The sequence below is a fragment of the Microbacterium zouquanmingi genome (assembly GCF_052266675.1).
GTDB lineage: Bacteria > Actinomycetota > Actinomycetes > Actinomycetales > Microbacteriaceae > Microbacterium.
Map to the genome: position 1 here is coordinate 728568 of NZ_JBQPRA010000001.1, position 19921 is coordinate 748488.

At 67.9% G+C, this 19921-nt stretch carries 18 protein-coding genes; 7 read left to right on the forward strand and 11 right to left on the reverse strand.

What is annotated here, in order from left to right; translation table 11 throughout:
• Window positions 1-32 precede the first annotated feature (32 nt).
• Window positions 33-1079 carry a LacI family DNA-binding transcriptional regulator gene (locus ACTU6V_RS03615; RefSeq protein ID WP_443474940.1) on the reverse strand — a complete coding sequence of 349 codons (1047 nt, stop codon included), beginning with the start codon at window positions 1077-1079 and terminating at the stop codon, window positions 33-35.
• Between the two features lie 122 nt (window positions 1080-1201).
• Between ACTU6V_RS03615 and ACTU6V_RS03620 the strand changes: the two genes are divergently transcribed.
• From ACTU6V_RS03620 to ACTU6V_RS03640, 5 genes are all read left to right on the forward strand, one after another.
• Window positions 1202-2227: a LacI family DNA-binding transcriptional regulator gene (locus ACTU6V_RS03620; protein WP_443475001.1), complete on the forward strand. Its 1026-nt coding sequence runs from the start codon at window positions 1202-1204 to the stop codon at window positions 2225-2227.
• Window positions 2228-2267: 40 nt separating this feature from the next.
• Window positions 2268-2975 carry an L-ribulose-5-phosphate 4-epimerase gene (locus ACTU6V_RS03625; RefSeq protein ID WP_443468632.1) on the forward strand — a complete coding sequence of 236 codons (708 nt, stop codon included), beginning with the start codon at window positions 2268-2270 and terminating at the stop codon, window positions 2973-2975.
• Window positions 2972-4597 (forward strand): xylulokinase, encoded by a 1626-nt coding sequence (locus tag ACTU6V_RS03630; protein ID WP_443474941.1) that lies wholly within the window; start codon window positions 2972-2974, stop codon window positions 4595-4597. The genes ACTU6V_RS03625 and ACTU6V_RS03630 overlap by 4 nt, the downstream gene beginning before the upstream one ends.
• An 81-nt stretch (window positions 4598-4678) precedes the next feature.
• A complete protein-coding gene (araA, locus tag ACTU6V_RS03635; protein ID WP_443474942.1) occupies window positions 4679-6202 on the forward strand; it encodes an L-arabinose isomerase in 1524 nt (507 codons plus the stop codon).
• A gap of 23 nt (window positions 6203-6225) precedes the next feature.
• On the forward strand, window positions 6226-7149 hold the full coding sequence (locus tag ACTU6V_RS03640) for an aldose 1-epimerase family protein (protein ID WP_443474943.1): 924 nt from the start codon (window positions 6226-6228) through the stop codon (window positions 7147-7149).
• Window positions 7150-7200: 51 nt separating this feature from the next.
• Here the strand turns inward: ACTU6V_RS03640 and ACTU6V_RS03645 are convergent, their stop codons facing one another.
• The 9 genes from ACTU6V_RS03645 to ACTU6V_RS03685 all read right to left on the reverse strand — a co-directional run bounded on the left by ACTU6V_RS03645 (window position 7201) and on the right by ACTU6V_RS03685 (window position 16185).
• Window positions 7201-7779, reverse strand: coding sequence for an antibiotic biosynthesis monooxygenase (locus ACTU6V_RS03645; protein WP_443468636.1), 579 nt, complete (start codon window positions 7777-7779; stop codon window positions 7201-7203).
• Between the two features lie 90 nt (window positions 7780-7869).
• On the reverse strand, window positions 7870-8130 hold the full coding sequence (locus ACTU6V_RS03650; RefSeq protein WP_443474944.1) for a hypothetical protein: 261 nt from the start codon (window positions 8128-8130) through the stop codon (window positions 7870-7872).
• Between the two features lie 85 nt (window positions 8131-8215).
• Window positions 8216-9268: a branched-chain amino acid ABC transporter permease gene (locus ACTU6V_RS03655; protein WP_443468638.1), complete on the reverse strand. Its 1053-nt coding sequence runs from the start codon at window positions 9266-9268 to the stop codon at window positions 8216-8218.
• Entirely contained in the window at window positions 9265-10143 is an 879-nt protein-coding gene (locus ACTU6V_RS03660) for a branched-chain amino acid ABC transporter permease (RefSeq protein ID WP_443474945.1), read from the reverse strand. Before ACTU6V_RS03660 ends, ACTU6V_RS03655 begins: the two co-directional genes overlap by 4 nt.
• A 1-nt stretch (window position 10144) precedes the next feature.
• Window positions 10145-10852 carry an ABC transporter ATP-binding protein gene (locus tag ACTU6V_RS03665; protein WP_443468640.1) on the reverse strand — a complete coding sequence of 236 codons (708 nt, stop codon included), beginning with the start codon at window positions 10850-10852 and terminating at the stop codon, window positions 10145-10147.
• Complete coding sequence (locus ACTU6V_RS03670) at window positions 10849-11616, reverse strand: ABC transporter ATP-binding protein (RefSeq protein WP_443468641.1); 768 nt, start codon at window positions 11614-11616, stop codon at window positions 10849-10851. Before ACTU6V_RS03670 ends, ACTU6V_RS03665 begins: the two co-directional genes overlap by 4 nt.
• A gap of 58 nt (window positions 11617-11674) precedes the next feature.
• Window positions 11675-12970, reverse strand: coding sequence for an ABC transporter substrate-binding protein (locus ACTU6V_RS03675; protein ID WP_443474946.1), 1296 nt, complete (start codon window positions 12968-12970; stop codon window positions 11675-11677).
• Between the two features lie 29 nt (window positions 12971-12999).
• Window positions 13000-14589: an alcohol dehydrogenase catalytic domain-containing protein gene (locus ACTU6V_RS03680; RefSeq protein WP_443474947.1), complete on the reverse strand. Its 1590-nt coding sequence runs from the start codon at window positions 14587-14589 to the stop codon at window positions 13000-13002.
• Between the two features lie 3 nt (window positions 14590-14592).
• The gene (locus ACTU6V_RS03685; RefSeq protein ID WP_443474948.1) at window positions 14593-16185 is read right to left on the reverse strand and encodes a long-chain-fatty-acid--CoA ligase; all 1593 of its coding nucleotides are present in this window, start codon (window positions 16183-16185) and stop codon (window positions 14593-14595) included.
• 186 nt (window positions 16186-16371) lie between these two features.
• On the opposite strand from ACTU6V_RS03685, the gene ACTU6V_RS03690 reads away from it, so the two are divergent.
• Window positions 16372-17583 (forward strand): TetR/AcrR family transcriptional regulator, encoded by a 1212-nt coding sequence (locus tag ACTU6V_RS03690; RefSeq protein ID WP_443468645.1) that lies wholly within the window; start codon window positions 16372-16374, stop codon window positions 17581-17583.
• Between the two features lie 115 nt (window positions 17584-17698).
• Here the strand turns inward: ACTU6V_RS03690 and ACTU6V_RS03695 are convergent, their stop codons facing one another.
• Window positions 17699-19189: an aldehyde dehydrogenase family protein gene (locus ACTU6V_RS03695; protein WP_443474949.1), complete on the reverse strand. Its 1491-nt coding sequence runs from the start codon at window positions 19187-19189 to the stop codon at window positions 17699-17701.
• 115 nt (window positions 19190-19304) lie between these two features.
• Between ACTU6V_RS03695 and ACTU6V_RS03700 the strand changes: the two genes are divergently transcribed.
• Window positions 19305-19910, forward strand: coding sequence for a TetR/AcrR family transcriptional regulator (locus ACTU6V_RS03700; RefSeq protein ID WP_443468647.1), 606 nt, complete (start codon window positions 19305-19307; stop codon window positions 19908-19910).
• The last annotated feature ends 11 nt before the right edge of the window (window positions 19911-19921 follow it).

Consider the following 19921-nt stretch of genomic DNA (forward strand, 5'->3'; position numbering starts at 1 on the left):
GGGCTCGCCGAAGATCGATCGGACGGGCAGAGTCAGGGGCGGTGGCCGGCCGGCGGCCGCGCGGTGCTGGCTCGTTCCACGACCCGGTGCGGCAGAGTGTGGGACCGCGGGGCCGCCGTGCGGTCGACCATTCTCGACTCGAGCAGGTCGAGAACGGCTTCAGCGAACGCGCCGCGATCGAACGCGACCGTGGTGAGTGAGGGGGAGGTGAATTCCGAGATCTCGACATCGTCGAAGCCGGTCACCAGCACGTCCTCTGGTACGCGGATGCCGTGCTCGTGCAGTGCATGCAGCGTACCGACTGCCAGCGAATCGGTGAATGTGACGACGGCGTCGAACGCGACGCCCCTGGCCAGCAATTCGCGCGCGGCGTCGGCTCCGGATGCCATCGACCATGGCAGTAGGTTCACCTCCAGGGCCGGATCGCGGGCGATGGCGACTTCGCGCAGCGCATCGTGCACGCCCTCGAGGCGGAGCCGGCTCGTTGCGGTCGCGAACGATGCGTTGTCGTCGCCGCCGATCACGGCGATCCGCTTCGCCCCGCGTGAGATCAGGTGACGAGTGGCATCTGCGGCCGCGACCCGGCTGTCGATGCGCACATGGTCGGCCCGGTTCTGCTCCACTTCGCCGATCACGACGAGCGGAGGCAGGCGGTCCGCATAGCGGATGACGCTGTCCTCGAGCCGGATCGGGTTGAGAATCAGGCCATCGATCAGATGCGAGCGGGCACGTGCGAGCAGCTCGCGCTCTCGCTCCGGCGTCGCAGCGGTCTCCTCGATCTGTACGGCGAGCCCTCGTCCATGCGCTGCGTCGACGATCCGATGCAGCAGTTCGGCCGAGTACGCGGTGGCGAGATCGGGGAGGGCGAGGGCGATGGTGCCTGATCGTCCGCTGCGGAGCCCTCGGGCGTTGAGGTTGGGGACGAAGTCGAGCTTCAACATGGCGGCTTCGACCCGGGCCCTGGTCTCTTCGCGCACGGGTACAGCGCCCGTCACAACGTTGGACACGGTCTTCTGGGAGACATCAGCCAGCGCGGCGACATCCTTCATCGTCGCAGGGGGCGGCACCGGCGCTGTCATGCCGCAAGCTTAGTAGCGGCGGGTCAGATCCAGCGGATTACCACGATGTAATACTTGCGCCGATGACAGGTCTCAAGTCATCCCGCTTCAGCGTACGCCGTACACTCGTCGGCGTGAGCGACATGATCAGCGACCCGCGACGCCCCGTCGGCGTGCGTGACGTCGCAGCGGCCGCGGGAGTCTCCAGGCAGACCGTCTCGCGTGTGCTCAACGAGCATCCCGATGTGGCGGAGGCGACCAAAGAGCGCGTGCGTGCGGCGATGTCCGACCTCGGCTACCGCATGAACAACGCGGCACGCGCGCTCGGCACCAAGCGGACGCGGACGATCGGCGTGGTGGCATCCGATGCCCTGCAGTACGGACCGTCCCGCAGCATCGCCGCGATCGAGGCATCCGCCCGCGCGGCCGGGTTCTGGGTGTCAGCGGCGTTCGCCGATTCCGGCGATGCGGACTCGGTGCGCTCGGCGGTCGCGCACCTGCAGGCGCAGGCCGTGGACGGGCTCATCGTGTTCGCCCCGCACGCGAGCGCGCTCGACGCGCTCGACGGCCTCGACGTGGGTGTACCCGTCGCCATGCTGCACGCAGGAGGGCGAGGGGAGAGCGGGCTGTCCGTCGATCAGGTCGCCGGTGCGCGGCTGGCGGTCAGAGCGCTCGTCGGTGCAGGGCACCGGCACATCGCCCATATCTCCGGACCCGAGGAGTGGATGGAGGCCAGCGCACGCACAGCCGGTTTCGTCGCCGAGCTCGCCGCACACGGACTGGATCCGGTCGCGATCGTCCGCGGTGACTGGACGGCCGGCTCCGGGCATCGTGCCGCCGCCGCGATCGATGAATCCGGTGCGACCGCGGTATTCGCAAGCAACGATCAGATGGCGCTCGGGCTCATCGGCGGCCTCCGCGAGCGGGGGGTGCGTGTGTCGGAGGACGTCAGCATCGTGGGCTTCGACGACGCCCCGGATGCCGCGTTCTTCTGGCCACCGCTGACCACGGTACGCCAGGATTTCGAGGAGCTCGCTCGCCGCGCTGTCGCGGCGGTCACCGGCGAGGGCCTCGTGTCGCGTGAGCCGGTCGCGCCGGTGCTCGTCGAGCGTGCGTCCATCCACGCGCCGCGGCGCCGGAGCGGCATTGCGCGCCAGGGCAACCCCTGACACAATTGCCGTGACCGGTCACAGTCGCGAGAGGACCTCAATGACGAACTTCCCTGATGGCATCCAGCACGCCATCGACGCTGTGCGAGAAGACGTCGCACGTCTGCATGACGAGCTGGTGCGCAACGGCCTCGTCGTCTGGACCGGTGGCAACGTCTCCGGTCGCGTGCCGGGAGCCGAGCTGTTCGTCATCAAGCCGTCCGGCGTCTCGTACGATGACCTCGCGCCCGAGAACATGATCCTGTGCGATCTCGATGGCAACGTCATCCCCGGAAGCCCGGGCAGTGAACGCTCGCCCTCGAGTGACACCGCAGCCCACGCCTACGTGTACCGGCACATGCCCGAGGTCGGCGGCGTCGTGCACACTCACTCGACTTTCGCGGTCGCCTGGGCTGCGCGCGGCGAAGAGATCCCCTGCGTCATCACGGCCATGGCCGACGAGTTCGGCGGCCCGATTCCCATCGGCCCCTTCGCGATCATCGGCGACGACTCGATCGGCCGCGGCGTCGTCGACACGCTCACCGGACACCGCTCGCGCGCAGTGCTCATGCAGAACCACGGACCCTTCACGATCGGCACGAACGCGAAGGACGCGGTGAAGGCAGCCGTCATGGTCGAAGACGTCGCGCGCACCGTGCACTACGCACGTGAGGCCGGCCCGCTGATCCCGATTCCGCAGGACGCGATCGACAGCCTGTACGACCGGTACCAGAACGTGTACGGCCAGAGTTCGGATGCGCGCCGGTGACCCTTCGACAGAGCTCAGGGACCGGGCGGGAGAGCTCAGGGACCGGGCGGGATGACATCGCCGAGGGGCGCACGAGCCTCGGAATCGAGTTCGGTTCGACCCGCATCAAAGCGTGCCTGATCGGACCTGACGCCACTGAGGTGCTGGCTGTCGGCTCGTTCGCGTGGGAGAACAGCCTCGAGGGCGGCGTCTGGACCTATGCGCTGGATGAGGTCTGGCAGGGACTGCAGGCAGCATTCGCCGATCTCGTCGCCGACGCCGAGGAGCGCCACGGCACTCGGCCTGAAACCTTCGGGGCCATCGGCATCTCGGCGATGATGCACGGTTACCTCGCTTTCGATGCGGCAGGCGATCTGCTCGTGCCCTTCCGCACCTGGCGCAACACCAGCACAGGACGAGCTGCGCAAGAGCTCTCTGAGCTGTTCGGGATGAACATCCCGCTGCGCTGGTCGATCGCGCACGTTCACCAGGCCGCCATCGATGCCGAGGCGCACGTCCCGCAGGTCGACTTCGTCACGACGCTGGCCGGATACGTGCACTGGAGACTCACCGGAGAACGAGTGCTGGGCGTGGGAGATGCTTCTGGCGTGTTCCCGATCGACTCCGCCACGGGCGACTACGACCAGCGGATGGTGGACGCCTACGACTCCCTGGTCGGCGACCGGCTTCCCGCGCCGCTGAAGAACCTCCTCCCCGCCGTCCTTCCAGCTGGCACGGTCGCCGGGACCTTGACCGCCGAGGGGGCGGCCCTGCTGGATCCGAGTGGTGCGGTGCGCCCCGGCATCCCGCTGTGCCCGCCGGAGGGTGACGCCGGAACAGGCATGGTCGCGACGAACTCAGTGGCGCCGCGCACCGGAAACGTGAGCGCGGGCACCAGCATCTTCGCGATGGTCGTGCTCGAGGGTCCGCTCAGCGGCAGCCACCACGAACTCGACCTCGTCACCACTCCCGCCGGTGATGCGGTCGCGATGGTGCACTGCAACAACGGCGCAAGCGAACTGGCCGCCTGGGCCGGAATGTTCGCACGCTTCGCGGCCGCAGCGGGCAGCCCGCTCGACGACGACGCTGTGTTCGACGTGCTCTTCCGTGAGGCGCTCGCAGGCGATGCGGATGCCGGGGGACTTCTCGCGTACAACCACCTCGCCGGAGAGCCGATCGCGGGCCTCACCGAGGGGCGGCCGCTGTTCGTGCGCACCCCGGACAGCTCGTTCACTCTCGCCAACGCGATGCGCGCTCAGCTGTACGGCGTCTTCGGCACGCTCGCCCTCGGCATGCAGATGCTCGACGGTGAGGGCGTGCAGATCGACCGGATGTTCGCGCACGGTGGCATGTTCCGCACCGCTGGCGTCGCACAGCGCTTCCTCGCCGGGGCCCTCAACGCACCCGTCGCCGTCGGCGAACTCGCCGCCGAGGGCGGAGCGTGGGGGATCGCCGTCCTTGCGTCGTACCTCGCTCATTCCGCACAGAGTGACCTCGGTAGCTATCTCGAGGATCAGGTGTTCGCCGCGGCATCCCTCGCCACGGCCGACCCCGATCCCGCTGACGTTGTCGGCTTCACGACCTTCCTCGATCGCTACCGCGCCGGCCTCGCCATCGAGGCCGCCGCAGTCTCGTCCATCTAGCCCGCTCAGGTCGCAAAACATGCCGCAAAGCATCCGTCATACCGGCGTAAATCGCGACCTGAACTAGAAGAAAGACCGCTCATGACACGTACACCGCTGAAGACGAGCCTCGACGAGTACGAGGTCTGGTTCCTCACCGGCAGCCAGCACCTCTATGGACCTGAGACCCTCGCTCAGGTCGCCGACCAGTCGCGTGCGATCGCCGAGGCTTTGGATGCTGCATCCGAGGTTCCCGTGAAGATCGTCTGGAAGCCGGTGCTCACCGACACCGCCAGCATCAAGCGCACGGTCCTCGAGGCGAATGCCGACGACCGCGTGATCGGCCTCGTGTGCTGGATGCACACCTTCAGCCCGGCCAAGATGTGGATCACCGGGCTCGACGCTCTGCAGAAGCCCCTCGCGCACCTGCACACCCAAGCGAATGTCGAACTGCCCTGGGCTGACATCGACTTCGACTTCATGAACCTGAACCAGGCCGCCCACGGCGACCGCGAGTTCGGTTACATCCAGACGCGTCTCGGCATCCCGCGCAAGACGGTCGTTGGTCACGCCAGCGACCCGCGCGTGCGTCGGGAGCTCGGCACCTGGCAGCGTGCGGCAGCAGGACTTGCGGCATCCCGCTCGCTCAAGCTCGCCCGATTCGGCGACAACATGCGCTTCGTCGCCGTCACCGAGGGCGACAAGACCGAGGCCGAGCTGCGCTTCGGCGTGCAGGTCAACACGTGGGGCGTGAACGACCTGGCGGATGCTGTCACCGCTGCATCCTCGTCCGACATCGACGCCCTCGTCGCCGAGTACGAGGAGCTCTACGAGGTCGCCCCGGAACTGCGCAAGGGCAGCGAGCGACACCAGTCGCTGCGCGATGGGGCTGCGATCGAGATCGGTCTGCGCTCGTTCCTCGAAGAGGGCGGCTTCGGCGCCTTCACCACGTCGTTCGAAGACCTGGGATCGCTCAAGCAGCTGCCGGGCCTGGCAGTGCAGCGACTCATGGCAGAGGGCTACGGGTTCGGCGCCGAGGGCGACTGGAAGACCGCGGTGCTCGTGCGCATCGCCAACGTGATGGGTGCGGGGCTCCCGGGAGGTGCGAGCCTGATGGAGGACTACACCTACGACATGACCCCCGGCGACGAGCTGATCCTCGGGGCGCACATGCTCGAGGTGTCGCCGTCGCTGAGCACGGCGAAGCCGACACTCGAAGTGCACCCGCTCGGCATCGGCGGCAAGGAGGACCCGGTGCGCTTGGTCTTCACCGCCGACTCTGGCCCCGCCATCGTCGTCGCGCTGAGCGACATGCGCGACCGGTTCCGCCTGACGGCGAACGTCGTCGAGAACGTCGAGCCGCGGGCATCGTTGCCGAACCTTCCGGTCGGCCGCGCTGTCTGGAAGCCGCAGCCCGACTTCCACACCAGCGCTGCTGCCTGGCTGACGGCGGGCGCCGCCCACCACACGGTCATGTCGACGGCGGTGGGCCTGGAAGCGTTCCGCGACTTCGCGGAGATGGCCGAGGTCGAGCTGCTCGTCATCGACGAGGAGACCACGCTGCCCGAGTTCCAGAAGCAGGTGCGCTGGAACCAGGCGTACTACCGTCTCGCACAGGGCCTGTGAGCGGGGCAGCTATCGTCGAATACATGAACGATTCTTCCCCGGCATCCGGTCGTCAGCTACGCATCTCAGCGCACGGATACGAGGTGGTCATCGCGAGCGTCGGAGCGTCTCTCCGAGTGCTCCGTCACGACGGCCGCGACCTCGTCGTGCCCTTCGACGCCGATGAGGTGCGACCCGCGTACCGAGGCGCGACGCTCGCGCCGTGGCCGAACCGGGTCGTCGACGGCCGGTACACGTTCGGCGGCGAAGAACATCAGCTCGCGCTCACAGAGCCTGCTCGCGGGCACGCGCTGCACGGACTGCTGGCGTGGACCGAGTTCGCCGACCGCGTCGTCGAGGACGACCGGGTTGCGCTCGTGGCCACGATCGAGCCGCAGCTCGGATACCCGTTCCGCGTCGAGGTCGAGGTCGAGTACCGCCTCGGTTCAGACGGTCTGAATCAGACGGTGACCGCTCGAAACCTCGGGGCGGACGCTGCGCCCTGGGGCACCGGACCGCATCCGTACCTGGTGGGAGGTGACGGGCGCGTCAACGCCTGGACACTCACACTTCCGGCATCCGAGGTGCTCACGGTCACCCCCGATCGGCTGAGCCCGGTCGCGGTGGAGCCTGTCGAGCAGCATCCGGAATGGGACTTCCGCGAGGCGCGCGCGATCGGCGACGTTTTCATCGACCACGCCTTCACCGAGCTCTCACGCGTCGATGGTGCCGCCGAGGTGCGCGTCGTGGCAGCGGACGGGCGCGGGGTGGCGCTGAGCTGGGATGAGAGCTGCCCCTGGGTGCAGGTGCACACGGCCGATCTTCCCGCGGATGCCGCGAATCATCGGATCGGCCTCGCCGTCGAGCCGATGACCTGCCCGCCCGATGCCTTCAATTCCGGTGTGGACCTGGTTGTTCTGGAGCCCGGCGCCGAGGCTGCGGCATCCTGGCGGTTCACCGCGATCTGACCGCTGCCTCGCCGCGCCCGTTCGACAAGCGCCTGTTGAATGCCGCTGCGCTCAGCGGGCGAGCCAGCTGCGCAGACCCCGCGTGACCCAGGGGAGGACCCAGTAGGTCATGATCGGCGTCAGTACGAGCGTCGTCACGAGCACGCGCAGCCAGAGGGGGAGTTCGCCCCATCCGGGTACCGGCGTCATCGCGAGGCTGAACAGCAGATTGACCGGGAAGAAACCCAGCCAGATCGTCACAGCCTGCTTCCACCGTTCTGGCGCCGGCGAGACGCTCTCGACGGTGGTGGCATCCGGCAGATTGATCGACCCGGTCGGCGGTTCGTCGAACCAGCCCTCGATCCCGGTGCGGCGTCTCGAACGCTCACTGCGGATGAAGCCCTGACCCATCGACAGCCACCACGTCCGCTCGGGCGACTGCTCCCAGGCCTCGAGCGTCTCGGTGCTGGCGAAGCGGTAGAGCATGTGCCAGACCTGGGAATCGTCGCCGGCGCGCACCCACCCTGAGCCGAGGAAACCGGGGTACTTGTGGGCGAGGTTCACTCCGGTCTGCACCCAGGTCGTCGCCTCGGAGATGTGTGCAGGATCGACCTCGCGGCGGATCGAAACGGTGATGGGTGCGCTGGACATGGGTGGCCCCTCGGGAAGAAGTTGCTTGTGGCGACCCCGAGTGTACGTGGGCTATGTTTCGCGTCCGTTTCCGACTTGTCGAACGCCGCGTCAACGGCCGAGCGCCGCCGAAACACGACGGGCCAGGTCGGCAGGGCGCTTCAGCAGCGGTGCGGTCACCTCGATGACGGTCCAGCCCGCAGCGTGGAAGGGCCTCTCCAGATCGGTGCCGCGCAACCGCCCGCGGCCCACGCCGCGGGCCTTCGCGATGCGCACCGAGAACGCGCCGTCGAACTCGTCTGGAAGTGGCTGACGTCGTCCCATAGTGCACGCGGTGCCACAGTTCCCGTCGATGCCGTCGGAGTTGTCCACAGCCCCGGTTCGAATCGCTCACAGTGCTTTATCTCGGCGGAAATGGCGCACTTTGCGCGATTCGAACGGGGAGGGGAGGAGGTGGCTACCGGCGACCGGGCAGCCGATCCACCAGCGACGCAAGCGCGCCGCGCAGCAGACCTACGAGTCCGAACGGGATGAAGAACGCGAACAGGATCAGCACGATGCCGTAGGCGGCGCCGGTCGCGGCAGGGCTGATGCTCGAGGTGAACGTCGGCACGTACTGGATGAAGATCGCCCCCAGCACCGCGCCCGGCACGGTCGCGAGCCCGCCGACGACGATCAGCGTGATGAAGGAGATCGACATCGTGAGCCCGAAATTCTCGGGACCTACGAACTCCAGCAGCATCGCATATAGGCCGCCGGCGACACCGGCGAAGGCGGCGGATGCCGCGAACAATCGTGTCTTGGTCTGCCACACGTCCACGCCCAGGGTCTCCGCGACGAGTTCGGCATCGCGCACGGCGATGAACGAGCGGCCGAGTCGTCCGTGGCCGAGGCGACGGGTGACGAGATAGGCGCCGGCGACGATCACGAGCGCGAGGTAGTAGACCCACTGATCGTGCGCGAGAGGGATCCAGGCCGGCGCGTCTCCATCGATCGCGATGCCGCGACTGCCATGCGTGAACGGCTCGAAGGCGCGGATCGCCGCAGGCGTCGCCATTGCCATCGCCAGCGTCACAAGTCCCAGCTGCAGCCCTTTCAGTCGCAGCGCCGGCAGGCCGATGATGTAGCCGACGGTGAAGGGCAGGGCGCCAGCGATCACGAGCGTGAGCGGGTGCGCCCACCCCGCCTCGCCGGCGACGGCCACCGAATACGCACCGATCGCGAAGAACGCCGAGTGCCCGAGGGAGATCTGTCCGCCGAAGCCGACCAGCAGGTTGAGCCCCAGCCCGACGATTGTCCAGATCATCACGAGCGTGACGGTGAGGTTGATGTAGCTCGGGTTCACCAGCGGCACGATCGCGAGCGCGATGAGCAGCAGGGCCGTCAGCACGATCAGTAGCGGACGGGGCAGGTTCAGCGGCGGGCGCGGGCGGCGCAGCCACTCGCCGACCGAGGTGCGCTGCGTCTTCGCGGCCAGCAGATTGCGGATGGGGGAGGTCACCACGCTCATGCGCGCACCAGCTCTCGTCGTCCGAACATTCCCTGTGGCCGCACCAGCAGCACGACCACGATGATCAGCAGCGCCACGACCTGCTTCAGCTCTGCGCCGATGACGGGGATGTATGTTCCGGCCAGATTCTCGATCACACCGACCGTGACCCCGCCGAGGAGGGCGCCGAGCGGCGAGTCCAGACCGCCGAGGGTCGCTGCGGCGAAGGCGTAGATGAGCACCGGCGCCATCATCCCGGGATGCAGGAACAGTTCAGGCGCTATGAGCGTGCCTGCCAGTGCGCCGACCGCGCCGGCGATGGCCCAGCCGATCGACATGGTGCGCCCGGTGGAGATGCCGCTGAGCTCTGCGGATTCCGGCGCCGACACTGCCGCCCGCATCCGCAGTCCGACCCGGGTGCGGCCGAGCAGCAGCGCCAGCGCGATCGCCGCGATGCTCACGCAGACGACGATCCCGACATCCTGACGAGACAGCGAGACGGCACCGATCGAGAAGGAACCCGACCCGAACAGGGCTGGCACCTCCTTGGTTTGATAGGTCCAGGCCCAGCCGATCAGCGCGTTCAGCGCGATCATGAGTCCGAGGCTGACGATGATCAGAGCCAGGTGCTGGTGTCGTCTGACCAGCGGACGGAACATCACCCGCTCGATCCCTGCCGAGAACGCGGCGAGAGCGAGCATCGAGATGATGAGCGCGACCCAGATCGGCATCCCCCAGGCGGTGAGCTGCCAGGAGACGTAGGCACCGAGGAGGGCCATCTCGCCCTGCGCGAAGTTCAGCGTGCGCGATGCTCGGTAGACGAGCACGATCGCCAGGGCGAGCGTGCCGTAGATCGCACCGGTGGCGATGCCGTCGACGAGTTGCTGCAGAAACATCTCACACTCCCAGATACGCGCGGCGCACGTTGTCGTCGTTCTGCAGATCGGATGCCGCGCCGCGCAGCGTCACCTCACCACTCTCGATCACCAGGGCTTCCTCGGCGATCTCGAGTGCGAGCTTGGCGTTCTGCTCGACCACCAGCAGCGCCGTGCCGCGTTCGCGGGACAGCTCGTCGAGCGTGGCGAACAGCTCGGTCGTGATCTTGGGTGCCAGCCCCAGCGAAGGTTCGTCGAGGAGTACCAGTCGCGGCTCGGCCATGAAGGCGCGGGCGATCGCGAGCAGCTGCTGCTCGCCTCCGCTGAGTCCGGATGCCGGCCTCGCGCTGCGCTCGCCGAGCCGAGGGAACCTGTCCAACCAGCGGTTGGCGTCGGCCGCGGCATCCGTGGCCCTGCGCATCGTGGCGCCGGCCAGCAGGTTCTCGCGCACGGTGAGGTCGCCGAAGGTCCCTCGCCCTTGCGGAACATGCGCGATGCCTGCGGCGGCGACGCGGTACGGGGGGAGACCGGCGAGCTCGCGGCCGTCGAACCGGATCGATCCCTCCATCCGGCACATCCCGGAGAGTGTGCGCAGGGTGGTCGTCTTGCCAGCTCCGTTCGCGCCCAGGATGACGAGGCGTCCGCCATCGGGGATCTCGAAGCGGATATCGCGGAGGATCGTCACCGGACCGTACCCGGCTGCATCGAGCTCGACGCTCAGCAGGCTCATGCGACGCTCCCCAGATAGGCGGCGACGACCTCGGGGTCACGCGCAACGGTCTGCGGGTCGCCTTCGGCGATGAGGCGGCCGAAGTTCAGCACCACGACCCGGTCGCAGACGCTGGTCACCAGGCCCATGTGGTGCTCGACGAGCAGGATCGCCGTGCCGCGCTCGGTCGCCAGACGCCGGAGCGTCTCGCCCAGTTCATGTACCTCGCTGTGGATCAGACCGTTCGCCGGTTCGTCGATGAGCAGCAGTCGCGGGGCGCTCAGCAGGGCCCTCGCGAGCTCGACGCGTTTGAGCGTGCCGAACGGCAATGCTGCGACGACCCGGTCCGCGACGGCGGAGAGCCCGAGCTCATCAAGCAGCGCATCGGCCCCGGCGCGCAGCGCTCGCTCGGTTTCGGCGATGCGCGGGAGCGCGAGGCCAGTTGCCCAGAAGCCCCCGCGAGTGGTGTGGTATCCGCCGGCGAGCACGTTCTCGCGGACCGTCTGCGACGGCAGGAGCCCGAGATTCTGGAAGGTGCGACTCACACCCAAACCGCTGATGCGGTGCCGGGGCATGCGCGTCACCTCTGTGCCCGCGACTCTGATGCTGCCGCTCTGCGGGCGGTAGAGCCCGCCGATGCAGTTGAACAGGCTGGTCTTCCCAGCACCGTTGGGACCGATCAGTCCCACGACTTCGCCGTCGGAAACCTGGAAGCTCGGACCATCCAGAGCCTGCAGTCCGCCGAACGAGAGTCGGACGTCGCGCACATCGAGCAGCGCGTCCATGTCACCTCCCAGGTGGAGTCGGTGGGTCCCCGTTCCCGTTCGGGACCCACCGACATCGTTAGCCGACCGTGTAAGTGTCCTCGGTGAGATCCCAGTTGTCGCCGTTGAAGATCTGGATGCCCAGCTCGCGGAACGCGAACGGGTAGTCCGCGGTGGTCGTGATGCCTACCGGCGAGAGGTCGAGTTCGACGGCGTCGAATGAGGATGCCGATTCGAGCAGCGCTTCTCGCGTGCAGTCCTCCAGGCCCAGGAGTGCCGCCTCGAGCAGCTGCGCTGTCTGGTAACCAGCAGCAGCCGGGGCGGACAGTGCGTTGACCTCATCGGGGTGAGCGGCGGCGAACTCTGTCCAGGCATCGAAGCCGGCGTCTCCGGCGAGCGACGCATCGGTGATGTCCTTCGTGTACGCGATCGACACGACGCCATCGGCAGCTCCGGGGCCAGCGGGTTTGAGGAAGAAGGTCGCGTCGGCGGCGGGTGCGTTGATCACAGTCGTCGCATCCCAGCCGAGTTCGAGCTTCTTCTTCAGTGACTGGGTGGCGAAGGCGCCGACGGCCCAGTTCAAGAACACGTCCGCACCGGATGCTGCAAGGTTCGTGACCTGGCTGTCGACGGTCGCCGAGGTGAGCTCGTAGGGCTCTGCGGCCACGATCTCGATGTCGGTGCCTTCGAAAGCGGTCTCGAAGCCGGCCCGGATGCTCTCGCCGAAGTCGTCGTTCTGATAGAGGATCGCTGCCTTCGCTCCCGGGTGGTTCTCGATGAGGTACTCCGAGAGCGCCTTCACCTCGAAGCCGTACTGGGGCATGAAGCCGGTGGTCAGCGAGGGCTGCTCGTCGTGGAGAGTGAGGATCGCGTCGGACCCCGTTCCGGTGAACAGGTTCGGCACGCCCTGTTCCTCGACGTACGGGGCGACGCTGATCGCCGCGCCCGTGCCGAGGACGCCGGCGAGCGCGAAGACCTCGCTCTGCTCAACGAGAGTGCGCACGTTCGTCGCAGTCTTCGCCGGGTCGTAGCCGTCGTCGATGATCTCGATCGTCACCTCACGCTTGTTGCCGTCGGCGAACTCGAGACCGCCTGCGGCGTTGATGTCGTCGAAGTAGGCCTTCATCGTCTGCGCGATGGCGCCGTAGGTGGCGGCGGGACCGGAAAGCGGGATGCTGGTGCCGATCGTCACCGTGGTGTCGGTGAAGCCGGGGCTGCAAGCGGCCCAGGCTGCTGCGCCGTCGGCCGGGGCCGTGTCGGCGGTGGCGTCGTCGCCTCGTCCGGCGCATCCGGACAGGATGAGGCCCGCGGCCAGGGTGCCGACGAGAGCGATCGGTAGCGCGCGGTTTCGGGTGCTGCGCAGTGTGGACATCATTCCTCCTCGAATGATCAGGTGCTGGTGATTCAGGTGCTGCGTGGGATGTGGTCGGGGATGAGGACTTCGCGGTCGCCGACCTTCTCGAGCGCGAAGAAGTACAGGGCGCCGTCGTCATCGGCGGCGCCTCGGCCAGTCATGACGCCGAGGACGGCGTCGGGGGAGATGCGGGTGAACAGGTCGATGACCGGCATCCCGTCGTACGACATGGCGGCGGTGCGAATGCCGTCGTGCTCGACTGTTCGCAGCATCGCACCGCCGTGGGCGAGCGCGACGTTCGCAGACAAGACGCCGTCGAACCCTTCGCAGACCAGCGGGACGACATCGTCATCGGAGCGGAACAGTTTGCCGAACCAGCCGGTGCGCTGCAGCATCCGGTGCGTGCGATGGGCGGGGCTGAGGCCGACGCCCCGCCAAAGTCCGCGTAGCTCGTCCGGCGCCACCGGGGGCAGCGAGCGCCACAGCAGCGAGAGATCTTCGGCGCCCATGCGCCCCGCGCGTAGGAGCTCGATGAGCTCCACCGCCGCCACCGGCACCTCGGCGGCTGCATCCGCGTCGTCCATGATGAGCACGGGCTTGATCGCGCGCCCGGCGCAGGCGTCGTCGATGGCGGTGCCGATCTCGTCGAAGCGATAGCGGCGGATGAGCTTCTCGACAGGCAGACGACCCGCACGCCACAGGACGATGAGCAGCGCGATGTCGCGGTGAATCTGCGCGTCGCCCTCGATCACGCCGGTGAGGGTCCGGCCCCACAGCAGCTGCGACTGCGAGAGGGTGACCCGGTTGGATCCGGCGTGCAGCGCCACGGTGGCGCAGACGCCCAGCGGAGCGAGGGCCGCGAGACCCGCATCGATCGTCTCCTGGCGCCCGACGGTGTCGAGCGTGTGCGTGACGCCGAGCCGACGGGGGTTGAGCCCGTCGGGGGCGAACGCCTCGGTGGCGCCAAGTTCGAGCGCGAGCGCCCGCCGCTCGGAATCAGGGTCGCTGACGATGATCCGCCCGACGCCGCGGTGGGCGGCGGCCATGACGCCGGCGAGTCCGGTCGTGCCGGCGCCGATGATGAGAAGAGAGTCAGTGGGGCCGGGGCGCAGCACGTTGAGTACGGTGCCGGCACCGGTGAGGATGCCGCAGCCCAGGGGAGCGGCGACCTCCCACGGAACGTCGTCCGGGATCCGCACGGCGTTCGATGCCCGGGCCAGGGCGAGGGTCGTCCAGGACGACTGCGCCATCCAGCCCGTCGTGACGGACTCGTCGCTGCTCGTGGCATCCGACCGCGGGTCGTAGTTGCGCTCCGCGAAGCGCTCGCAGTACGCAGGGTGCCCCTCATCGCACCGGGCGCACCCGCCGCAGGCGTCGAAGCTGAGCGCGACCCGATCCCCGACCCGCAGGTTCTCGACGGTCGGACCCACGCGCTCGACAGTTCCTGCGCCCTCATGGCCGAAAACGGCCGGGAAGCGATCGCCGGCACCGCCGGACATACCGAACAGGTCGGTCGGGCACACCCCGGAGGCATGGATGCGGACGAGGATCTCGCCCGCGCCGGGCTCGCGCACCGAGACCTCCGAGAGCGCGACGGGTCCGCCGCGCTCCCGGACGAGCGCGGCCACAGCTGCATTCATTGTCTAGATCACAGCCTCTTCGCGGTCGGCGCTGCGCAGCGCGACCTTGTTGACCTTGCCGCCGGCGTTGCGGGGCAGAGCGTCGACGGTGACGAGCGCCTTGGGCTGCTTGAAGCGCGCGAGCTTGTCGCCGAGCCATCCCTGCAGTTCGTCGAGGTTGAGCTCCTCACCGGGACGCACCGCCACGGCCGCAACCGGGATCTCACCCCAACGCTCGTCAGCGCGGCCGTACACGGCGGCCTCGAGGATCTTCGGATGCCCTGCCAGGATATTCTCGACCTCAGCGCAGTAGATGTTCTCGCCACCCGAGATGATCATGTCCTTCTTACGGTCGACGACCCAGACGAAGCCCTCCTCGTCTTGGCGGACCAAGTCTCCGGAGTGGAACCAACCGCGCTCGAATGCCTCAGCCGTCTCGGCGGGCTTTCGCCAGTATCCCTTCATGAGGTTCGGGCCCCGGTAGAGGATCTCGCCGACCTCGCCGCGAGCGACGTCGTTGAAGTCTTCGTCGACGACGCGGTACTGGATGGTCGGGATGGGCTTGCCGACGCTGCCGAGCTTGCGCAGCGAGTCCTCGCCGCTGAGCGCACAGGTGATCGGCGTCATCTCGGTCTGGCCGAACACCGCGACATTCGTCGCCTTCGGGAAGCAGTCGGACATCTGCTTCAGCAGGGTGTCGGACGCCGGGGCCGCACCCCAGCTGATGATGCGCAGGTGCAGATCGCGGTCAGGGATGGACGGGTCGGCGCAGATAACCTGCCACTGCTGCGGGACGTTGAAGACGATCGTCGCCTTCTCCGTCTCCCAGGCGTCCAGCAGCTCCGTCGGGTTGAACGCGCCGAGCGGGTGGATGACGGTCGGGATGCCGATGACGAAGTTCGGTGCGATCGACCCGAGGCCCGCGATGTGGAACAGCGGAGCGGTCATGAACGCGATGTCGTCCTCGCCGAAGACCTGGTTCACGCGCAACAGGGTGAGCGACTGCGCGAAAAGGTTGACGTGGTCGAGCATCGCGCCCTTCGGGCGACCGGTCGTACCCGAGGTGTACATGATCAGGGCCGTGGTGTCTTCGGGGACGTCGGGGTACTCGAATCCCTCCGGGTCCTCGGCGACGAGGTCAGCCCAGGACTCAGCATCCCCGGTCTCTGAGCCTGTCGAAGGACCGCCGATCACGATGACCTTCTTGATGCGGTCCGTGACCTGGGCGACAGCGCCGACGAGCGGCGCCAGTGGCGCCTCGACGATCAGCACGTCGGCATCGGCATCATCCGCGATGTAGGCGATCTCGGGTGGGGTCAGGCGGATGTTGATCGGCACAGCGATCGCGCCGAGACGGTTGATTGCGAAGACGGAGAGCACGACCTCCGGACGGTTCAGAGTCAGCAGCAGCACGCGGTCACCGAAGCCGACTCCGCGGCGGGCGAGGGCTGCGGCGAAGGAATCCACCCGGTCGGCGGCCTGGCGCCAGGTGGTCACCTCGCCCAGGAACTTGAAGGCGGTCTCGTCTGGCTTCATCTCGGCGTGCGTTGCGACCTGGTTCATCCAGTGGTTGCGGCGCACCGCCGCGGGAATCGCGGTGGCGTTCTGCTCGGACATCGGGCTGGTCCCTTTCATACGTCTGTGTATCTTCACCGCATCGTCGCGGCGGGGCTTGCCATGAGTATGCCATCGTCCGCGCCGGTTGTCACGCGTTTTGTTAATAGACATTCACATCCGCGCGTCACTAGAAGTTAATGAGTAATCACATCAGGAGGTCGGCGGCGCCCCGGTAGGCTGTGGGACATGCCCTCATCCGCCGGCCTCCCCGCGAATCGCACGCGTCCGCGCGATCGCAAGCGCCACATTCAGGAGGCGGCGGCGTCCGCGTTCGCGCGCAACGGCTATCACGCGGTCGGGATGCAGGACATCGCGGATGCCGTCGGAATCTCGGCCCCGGCGCTGTACCGGCACTTCCCGAACAAGTACGCCCTGTTCATGCGCACCGCCTTCGCGCTCGTGCAGCAGCTGATCGAGGCGACGGACGATGCCGCCGCGCAGCCGGTGGAGACCGCGACCGACGCGCGCGCTGCACTGGATGAGCTGCTCGACGACATCATCGCTACGACTGTCGAGCTGCGCGCGATCGGCGGCATCTATCGCTGGGAGGGGCGCTACCTCGAACGAGGGGACCGGGAACAGCTCACCGGCCGGTTCCGCCTGCTGCGTGAGCGCTTCGAGGCGCCGCACCGTATCTACCGTCCCGACGTCGACGACGCCGAGCGCCGGCTGATCGTGCTCGCAGCTCTCAGCGTGGTGGCCAGCATCACCGCGCACCGCACGGTCGTCGCGGCGCGGAGCCTCCGGGCTCTGCTCAGGGAAGCGGCTTGGCGGATGCTCGACATCGACCCGGCGATCACCTCATCCGTTCCCGCCGGGGGCGACTTCGTCGAGGAGTCGGATGCCCCCACTGGGCGCCGCGAGCAGCTCGTGGACACTGCGATCCGGCTGTTCGCCGCACGCGGCTATAACGAGGTCACGATCGAGGATCTGGCCGCCGAGGTCTCCCTCACCCCCTCCGGCGTCTACCGGCACTTCGATGGCAAGCCCGCCGTCCTCCTGGCTGCCTGCGACCGTGCGGCCGTGGCGCTCGAGCGCGCGGTGCTACGCGTGCGCGAGTCATCGGTGGCACCGGATGAGGCGCTGCGCCGGCTGTGCCGGGCATATGTCGACCACTCGTTCCGCAACCTCGCGCTGATGCGCATCTACTTCTCCGAGCTCGGCAACCTCGCACCCGAGGATCAGCGCCGCCTACGCGCCATGCAGCGCGCGCACGTCGCGGATTGGACCGCGCTGCTGCAGGCCGTCCGCCCGGAGCTCGGCGGCCGCGAGGCCGCGGTGCTCGTGCATGCGGGCTTCAGTGTCATCACGGATGAGATGCCGCTGCTGTCCGCGCGCGATGAGGCCGCCGCCGCACGGCTCGCCGGGTTCATGGAGACCGTGCTCGGGATCGGCTGAGCCGCCGTCCGTTCATAACTCCTGAGATTCCGCTGCGCCTGCGCGATGGAGCCGCGCCATCTCGCACCGCGACGTGCTGAGAGCGACCATTCCTCAGGAGTTGTGAACGCGAAGCTCAGCGGCTGCGTCCGTGCAGCAGTGGGATCATCTTCGCCACGAGGTGCATGTCGCGGTCGCTGCGCTCCATCGTCAGCAGGTTGAGAGCCGCTTTACCGGTCTGGCGGGCGACCGACTTCGGCACGCTGAACTCGCGGAGGCCATCGGCGCCGTGGATGCGACCGAAGCCCGAGCCCTTCACGCCGCCGAAGGGGAGCGCGGGGATCGCGGCGAAGCCGAGGACGGAGTTGATCGTGACGACGCCGGACTTCAGCCGTGCGGCAACGGCCTCGCCGGTCTTCGCACTCTTCGTGAAGACCGCGGCTCCGAGGCCGAACTCCGTCGCGTTCGCGAGGGTGACGGCCTCATCGAGGTCGGAGACGGCGTTGATCACGACCGTCGGCCCGAAGGTCTCGCAGCGCACGGCATCAGAATCCTCCGGCACGTCGACGAGGACGATGGGGGCGACGCGGCGACCGCCGACGGACTCCGGACCTCCGAGCACCGCGCGGCCGCCCTTGGCGACGGCATCCGCCACATGATCGGCGATGATCGCGGACTGTGAGGCGAGGGTGAGTGGGCCGTAGGACGGGTCCTCTCCGTCCAGACGCAGGCGCTTGGCGCGCTCGATGACCTTCTCGACCAGCGGGTCACGGACCGAACGCACCGCGTAGACCCGCTCGACGCCGACGCAGGTCTGGCCGGCGTTGCCCAGGCCGCCGAAGACGATGAAGTCCGCGGCGGAGTCGAGGTCGGCATCTGCCGCGACGATCAGGGCATCCTTGCCGCCGCACTCCGCGACCAATGGGGTGAGCGACTCGGCGCATGCGGCCATGACGCGCTTCGCGCTCGCCGTGGATCCTGTGAAGGCGACCTTGTCGACGCCGGCGCGCACGAGTGCGGCGCCCGTGGTGCGATCGCCGGTGGTCACTTGCAGCACGGGGCGGTCGGCGACCTCGTTCCAGCGGGCTTCGATCCAGCGAGCGGTGCCCGGGGCGAGCTCGCTGGGCTTGAACACGATGGCGTTTCCCGCGGCGAGTGCGTACGAGATCGATCCCATCGGTGTGTAGAGCGGGTAGTTCCACGGGCCGATGACGCCGACGACGCCGTGCGGTTCGTAACGCAGCGTGGCCTTCTGGTTGTAGTTGATGATTCCGGCCTTGACTCGACGCGGCTTGAGTACGCGGTGGGCGTTCTTGGCGGCCCAGTCGAGGTGGCTGAGCGTGAGCATTACCTCGAGCAGGGCGTCGCCGGATGGTTTGCCGGTCTCGCGAGAGATGATCGCGGCGAGATCCTGGGCGCCGCGGGCGATCGCACCCTTCCAAGCGAGCAGTGTGCGCTTGCGACCGTCGAAGCCCTGGTGCGACCACCAGGCGGCGGCCTCGCGGGCGATGCGGACGCGCTCGACGACGCGGGTGTCGTCTTCGAGGGCGTACTCGGCGATCACACGCTCATCGCGCGGATCGCGGGTGACGAGTCCGGTGGACGTTTCTTCACGGGTGGTGGTCATGTTGGGCACCTCTTGCTCTTCATTGAGAAAAAGTTAATCAAGATTCACGTTAGCGGCGTTGTGTTCGCAGGGCAAGAGGCGGCGACACTTTTCGAATGACGGTTAGAATGATCGAATGACGATGGAGCAGACATCGAAGTCGGCGCGTACCCGCCAGCGGATTCTGGATGCCGCAGCTCAGGTGCTCAGCCGCAAAGGCTATGCCGGCACGCGGCTCACCGATGTCGCCGAGGCGGCCGGCGTCCAGGCGCCTGCGATCTACTACTACTTCTCCTCACGCGACGAGCTCGTCGAGGAGGTCATGTGGGCGGGGGCTCACCGTGTGCGCGTGCACGTCGAGGAGACGCTCGAGGCGCTCCCTGATGACGCTACTGCGTGCGACCGCATCCTTGCTGGCGTCGACGCCCACCTGCGCTACGAGCTGCAGATCTCCGACTACACGACCGCTTCAGTGCGCAACGCCGGACAGGTTCCGGAGCATCTGCGCGTGCGCCCGGCTGCGGAGGAGGGGGCGTACAGCCGCTACTGGCGCGAGCTCTTCCTCGCCGCGCAGGATGCTGGTGAGCTGCGCGACGGACTCGACATCAATGTCTTCCGGCTGCTGCTGCTCGGTTCCATGAACTGGGCGGTGGAGTGGTGGAACCCCCGGACGCGATCGCTGGACGACCTCGTCCGGAGTACGCAGGATATGGTCCGCTTCGGGACATTCGCCCAGCCGTGAGAATACCCGTC

What these genes read in the sequence shown, in the direction of transcription:
- ACTU6V_RS03640 (WP_443474943.1), top strand. Translation starts at nt 6,226, where the DNA reads ATGAACGATTCTTCCCCGGCATCCGGTCGTCAGCTACGCATCTCAGCG.
- ACTU6V_RS03695 (WP_443474949.1), bottom strand. Translation starts at nt 19,189, where the DNA reads ATGACCACCACCCGTGAAGAAACGTCCACCGGACTCGTCACCCGCGAT.
- ACTU6V_RS03655 (WP_443468638.1), bottom strand. Translation starts at nt 9,268, where the DNA reads ATGAGCGTGGTGACCTCCCCCATCCGCAATCTGCTGGCCGCGAAGACG.
- ACTU6V_RS03620 (WP_443475001.1), top strand. Translation starts at nt 1,202, where the DNA reads ATGATCAGCGACCCGCGACGCCCCGTCGGCGTGCGTGACGTCGCAGCG.
- ACTU6V_RS03660 (WP_443474945.1), bottom strand. Translation starts at nt 10,143, where the DNA reads ATGTTTCTGCAGCAACTCGTCGACGGCATCGCCACCGGTGCGATCTAC.
- ACTU6V_RS03700 (WP_443468647.1), top strand. Translation starts at nt 19,305, where the DNA reads ATGACGATGGAGCAGACATCGAAGTCGGCGCGTACCCGCCAGCGGATT.
- araA (WP_443474942.1), top strand. Translation starts at nt 4,679, where the DNA reads ATGACACGTACACCGCTGAAGACGAGCCTCGACGAGTACGAGGTCTGG.
- ACTU6V_RS03615 (WP_443474940.1), bottom strand. Translation starts at nt 1,079, where the DNA reads ATGACAGCGCCGGTGCCGCCCCCTGCGACGATGAAGGATGTCGCCGCG.
- ACTU6V_RS03625 (WP_443468632.1), top strand. Translation starts at nt 2,268, where the DNA reads ATGACGAACTTCCCTGATGGCATCCAGCACGCCATCGACGCTGTGCGA.
- ACTU6V_RS03680 (WP_443474947.1), bottom strand. Translation starts at nt 14,589, where the DNA reads ATGAATGCAGCTGTGGCCGCGCTCGTCCGGGAGCGCGGCGGACCCGTC.
- ACTU6V_RS03685 (WP_443474948.1), bottom strand. Translation starts at nt 16,185, where the DNA reads ATGTCCGAGCAGAACGCCACCGCGATTCCCGCGGCGGTGCGCCGCAAC.
- ACTU6V_RS03665 (WP_443468640.1), bottom strand. Translation starts at nt 10,852, where the DNA reads ATGAGCCTGCTGAGCGTCGAGCTCGATGCAGCCGGGTACGGTCCGGTG.
- ACTU6V_RS03690 (WP_443468645.1), top strand. Translation starts at nt 16,372, where the DNA reads ATGCCCTCATCCGCCGGCCTCCCCGCGAATCGCACGCGTCCGCGCGAT.
- ACTU6V_RS03670 (WP_443468641.1), bottom strand. Translation starts at nt 11,616, where the DNA reads ATGGACGCGCTGCTCGATGTGCGCGACGTCCGACTCTCGTTCGGCGGA.
- ACTU6V_RS03645 (WP_443468636.1), bottom strand. Translation starts at nt 7,779, where the DNA reads ATGTCCAGCGCACCCATCACCGTTTCGATCCGCCGCGAGGTCGATCCT.
- ACTU6V_RS03675 (WP_443474946.1), bottom strand. Translation starts at nt 12,970, where the DNA reads ATGATGTCCACACTGCGCAGCACCCGAAACCGCGCGCTACCGATCGCT.